This window comes from Erwinia typographi, from assembly GCF_000773975.1.
In the GTDB taxonomy this organism is placed as follows: domain Bacteria; phylum Pseudomonadota; class Gammaproteobacteria; order Enterobacterales; family Enterobacteriaceae; genus Erwinia; species Erwinia typographi.
In genome coordinates this window covers 1-5,025 of sequence record NZ_JRUQ01000011.1, presented here as the reverse complement: position 1 = coordinate 5,025, position 5,025 = coordinate 1, and the positions used below count along the sequence as shown (strand labels likewise).

3 protein-coding genes are annotated in these 5,025 nt (G+C 49.5%); all 3 read right to left on the bottom strand.

From position 1 onward, the window contains the following. A partial coding sequence (locus NG99_RS02695; protein WP_034888161.1) for a beta strand repeat-containing protein occupies positions 1-4,007 on the bottom strand: 4,007 nt, incomplete at its 3' end. A gap of 291 nt (positions 4,008-4,298) precedes the next feature. Then, positions 4,299-4,508: a hypothetical protein gene (locus NG99_RS02690; protein WP_034888158.1), complete on the bottom strand. Its 210-nt coding sequence runs from the start codon at positions 4,506-4,508 to the stop codon at positions 4,299-4,301. A gap of 76 nt (positions 4,509-4,584) precedes the next feature. Continuing rightward, positions 4,585-5,025 (bottom strand): autotransporter outer membrane beta-barrel domain-containing protein (locus NG99_RS02685; protein ID WP_034888156.1); only part of this gene is annotated, 441 nt, incomplete at its 5' end.

Below are 5,025 nucleotides of genomic sequence, written 5' to 3'. Positions count from 1 at the left end.
CCGGCATTGCCGCCCTTACCACTTAAACGGGCAATACCGTAGGAAGCAGACAGCTTGCCAGCACCCGCATTAAAGTCCTGCTGGACGGCCATCATGTCGTAGGTGACCTTGTTGTCCATCTCCGCACGACGATCGCCTTTCGCTACCACGTTAAAGGAAAGTCCGTTTTCCGTAGTCACAGGTGCGTTTTCCGCCAGCATGGTAAAGCGCTGGCTCAGCACGCGTTTCTCACGGTCGAGCGACTTCGCCTGCTTACCTGAGAGCTGCTTCAGCGCCTTATTCAGCGACGATGCCGTGCTGACGTTCAGGCTGTTAAACAGCTTGTTGCTGGTGTAGGACTTATCCAGCGCGGCGGCAAGGCCGTTTACGCTGCTGTCAGTAACAACATCGGCGTAGTCGTTTTTGATCATGGTGACGTCAACGTTACCCTCAGCATTTTTGCTTGCAGAGGCGTTCCAGACCACCGACGACGAGGCGATATTCTGCTCCCCGCTGATGTTACTACCCTGGAACACGTTGCTGAAGGTCACCGCTTTATCGGCCGTGCCGTCGGTGAAACCGGTGCTGACCAGCACGTTTTTACCAATAACGATATCCTTTCCGGCATACTTACCAGCGGTACCATCACCGTTGGTCCCGATGACATAATTAGTGACTACGCCAGCGACTACCGGTTCCGGAACAGAAGGCTGTCGCCAGGAATCCGCACCGTCGGCCAACGCACTAACCTTACTGTCCGGCGAGAAAATACCGCAGTTATTACAATTAGTTGCGTCAATAATACCGTTATTAATAAATACCGGATTACGGGTACTCAATGGTGAGCTAAACGCCCAGGAGTCATCAGCCCAGATATTGATCACACCATCGGCATTATTGACGACGGTCGCATCATTTTGGACTTTGACGGCAATCAAACCGGTGCCATTAGTGCCAGCAGCCCGACCTTCTTTTGTTCCAAGATTGATGACGCCAGAATTGAGAACTTCCGAACTAAAGGCAGTGTTTACCGTCCTTATCGCGCTGGTGTTCTTGCCATTAATGGTGATCTCCCCTTTATTATAGAGCGAGTAGCTTCGTCCCAGCTCGATAAGCGTATTGCCGCTAAGTCCTTCTCCCCGAATAATGCCAGTCGTATCGTTAAAGACAGAGCGGGCGACATCCCGGCTCCCCTGGGCGTCGTGGGATCTCGTCCATATCGCGTTGGCGCCAGCAGAGGCCAGAATCTTGCCTGCGTTGTAGAAAATAAAATTGCCGTGCTCAGTTAGCGTAGAGTGGATTAGGGAAGTACCCGCAGCCTCCGAGTCAGTATTACGGATGACCGCGCCCTCACGGTTATAAAATGCACCGCTAGTCTTTATGAGGCCGCTCGTGCTTGATCCACTGATTTCACCATAATTATCCCCGCTATTGACAGTCAGTGGGCCTGAAGCATTGAGGGTAACACTGCCATGGTTAGTCAGCCGGCCTTTGATGGTCAGTGCAGCCTTATCGTTTACAGTTATATTGCCATGATTGGTCAGCCTGTCGTACGCGAGCAGTGAAGAGTCCAGCGCCAGATTACCGCGGTTGACCAGACTCATCAGGGCGTAAAATCCATCCTTTTTATCCGTACTCAGCGTCGACGACTCTCCAGACGCGGAAAGACTGTCTAACCTGGCATAGTTTGCACCCCAGTCGTCGGGCGATTCAGTGCCGAAAGCTGGATCGCTTTCATCGATCGGAGTGCCATTATGGTTGATCGTACCGAGGTTATACACATAGCTACCATCGTCGGCATAAAAGGCATAGCCCTTATCGGTATTGATATTGATAACCCCGGTCGCGTCGTTAATAAGAATCCCACCATCAGTGGCTCTCATGGCATACATCTTATCCGCGTCGCTGTGGTCCGCATTCAGAGTAATGCGCCCCCGATTTATAGCCATTGCACCTTCAACTTGCATGCCAGTGCCCGCATTATTGATAACGATGTTGCCAGTGTTAAGGAGGCTGGTGCCCGCGCGGCCGAACATGGCCGCACCGCGGTATTTAGATTCTGAGCTGAAGGTCAGCGATTTAACGTCATTAAAGTTACCCTTATCGTCTACGTGCAATTGCATGGCGTCGGCGATAATAGTGCCGTTATTAATAGCAGTTGCCCCGTCACGGACGAACATCCCGTAAGTGGAAGCACCTGCGACATCGAGAGTACCGTCGTTGATAATCAGCCCCTCACTGCCACCTGCTATCATAGCTGTGGCGGTTCCCGCTCCGTTCCCAAAGGGATATACGTTGCTCGACCAGCGGGCTGCTACATAAGAAGCTGATGATTTAACGGCTAACGTACCTTCTGCCGTATTGTGACCGGTACTGTCTAAGGCCGCAATTACGGTTAATGCTCCAGTAGAGGAAGTTAGATTCACATCCACCGCGCCATTGTTTATCACTTTCCCGGAAGAGTCAGCGCTAAATAGAAAACCCAAAAGAGAGCCTGAAACATCACCATTAGCCAGGATAGTTCCGGAGCTTGTATTAAAAAAATCCACGCCTTGATTTAATTCGTGCAATGACGGGATCACATCAATATCTAAAACAAAGTCTTTACTGAGCACCAACTCATTATTTTTCCCATTTATATCGACAAGGTGACTATGGCCTTGATAACCAAAACTTGCAGATCGAAAGTTTGATCTCCCACTCAAAAATATATAATTATCATGACCATTAACAGTCATCCCTTCAATATGGGCCGCTATTCTTTCATTATTGGCGCCGTCATCCCCAAAAGTAGCATCAACATTTATTCCGCCGAGCACATTAATAATATTTTTATTTCCTAAAACAATTACGCCACCCAGAATCCCTTTACCATGCGAACCCCGATCGTTGGTGTTCTGCTGAATATTGACCGCTCCGGAAATATCAAGTTTATTATGATCCCCGTTAACGCTCACGCCAGTAACAGTGAGATACTCGGGTATTGCTTTGAGCTTATCACTTTTGACAGTGACGTCCCCGGTTATTTTAACCGTGCTGTTTGACGAATGTAGTACAACCCCTTTAGCGGAGACTTTGTTATCACCGGCATCAGCTACAACGCTGCCGTCCAGGTTAGCCAGTATATTATTGCCGGAAATCTGGACGCCAGTGCCATAATCTTTGGCATAAATATTACCAGCGTTGCTAAAGACCGCATTATTACCAGTAATATCCAACCCGACTGATGATGCATCCTGGACAGAAATCGATCCGTTATTGCTGACCTTATTGCTTTCGCCACTTACTTTAAAACCGGTTGCGCCGCCGGCGACCAACATATCCCCATTCTGGCGAACGTCAGAGCGATCGCCATTCACCTCAAGCGCAATACTCCCTGTACCGGTAGCGTTAATAGTGCCACCGACATCTACAGTGCTATTATTGCCTTCAACGACCATTCCTTTGCCGCCGTCCGAAACGGTGGTGTTGCCAGTGACGTTTGCAGTGGCTCCATCGCCGGTAATTAGTGTACCAATCGTCCCTTCGCCGGCCGCGATGGTTTCACCTTTAATCGTCACCTGCTGGTCATTGCCAGAAATCGTGTTACTGATTTCACCCTGACCCGGCACGTTTTTCCCGTCGATAATTATCGGTTTATTTTCAGCCGTATCGTTGCTGCCATTATTTTCATTGTTTCCTTTGTTGTCATTGTTATTAGAATTATCCGATGAACCACCGCCAGAGGAAGAACCTCCGGCCATTAATGCCCCTATCCCCACCACTGCAGCGGCGCCGCCGCCAAGCACCATTTTGTTGTTCATAAGCGATGTTTCTTTCTGACATTCTGCAGGCAGTTTTTCCTTCTCTTCGCTGCTGAGCATTTCAAACTTTTCAGCTGCCGGGCAGGACTGAAGTTCATCACTGGCGTGAACAGTTTTGTCAGGAGACGCTATAGCATCATGCCCACCGAAAGCCATTAATATGGCGACAGCAATCAGATTCTTACGACTAATGATATTATGATGTCGCGTTTTATAATTTGACATAAAATTACTACTCCACCTTGAGTATTGGGAAAAAATGCAGATAGAAACAAGCTCTCTGCCACTGCGTACTTCCTTGTGGGATAAAACAGCAAAGCAATTAGCCCACCCATCATTTTATTTGGCTCACATTAATAAACGGAATATCTAAAAAAAGGATAACGGTTTGAAGGGTCAAAATTGATAAAAATCAATTTTTAATAAAAGTGGACGGGGCAAGTACGCTTAAGCACTCAAGCCGAAAGGCTGAACTTAAGACAATTAAGATGATTTGCTGTAAATTAAGAAGGTTATTTAACTGATTAAGATGAATGTTAAGGCGGTCATATCGCTCCCCATCAGGCCAGCCTCCTGCGCCAACAGGCCTGAGTCCTTCAGAACCTGCTCCACGTTTACAAATTTTATCTCCGTACTCTCCTGTGTGTTATCCCTGCACCCACCTGCCAGCACTACCGCTGCCATTAGCGTTACGCCGCACAATGCTTTTAAACCGCGTTCCATCATCTTTTCGCTTCCGTTTAAAGCCTTCCCCCTGAGGGGAAGGCTCAGATGTTACCTGATACCCATTGCTGGCTATCGATCAGAAACTGCGCGTGGCGTTCAGCATAAAGCCGTTATCCGCTGCGCCTTGTTCTCTCCACTGGTAAACATTCATATCCAACCCGGTGTTGCCGCTACGATAGTTCGCGCCTACTGACGCGCGGGAGTTCAGGCCGCCGGAGTCTTTGTCGCCGTTAACGCGGAACTTTTGCCCCTGCATCCCCTGAAGCGAGGCGGTGCTGCCGCTCTGGCTGTAGCCCACGTTTGGCCCACCTTCCAGCGTGGCCGAGGCGGACCAGCCATTTCGGCCTTTATAATCCACTCGCAGACCCGCAACCGCATCTGTCGCCGTCTCACTGTAACGGCTGACGCTGAGGTTAAAGTCTCCGGCTCCGCGTTCCTGATAGCCGCCGGTCATGTTATGGCGGACCACCATTCCCGCAAACGGCGTAACTGCCAGCTCCCTGCTCAGCTCGAAGGT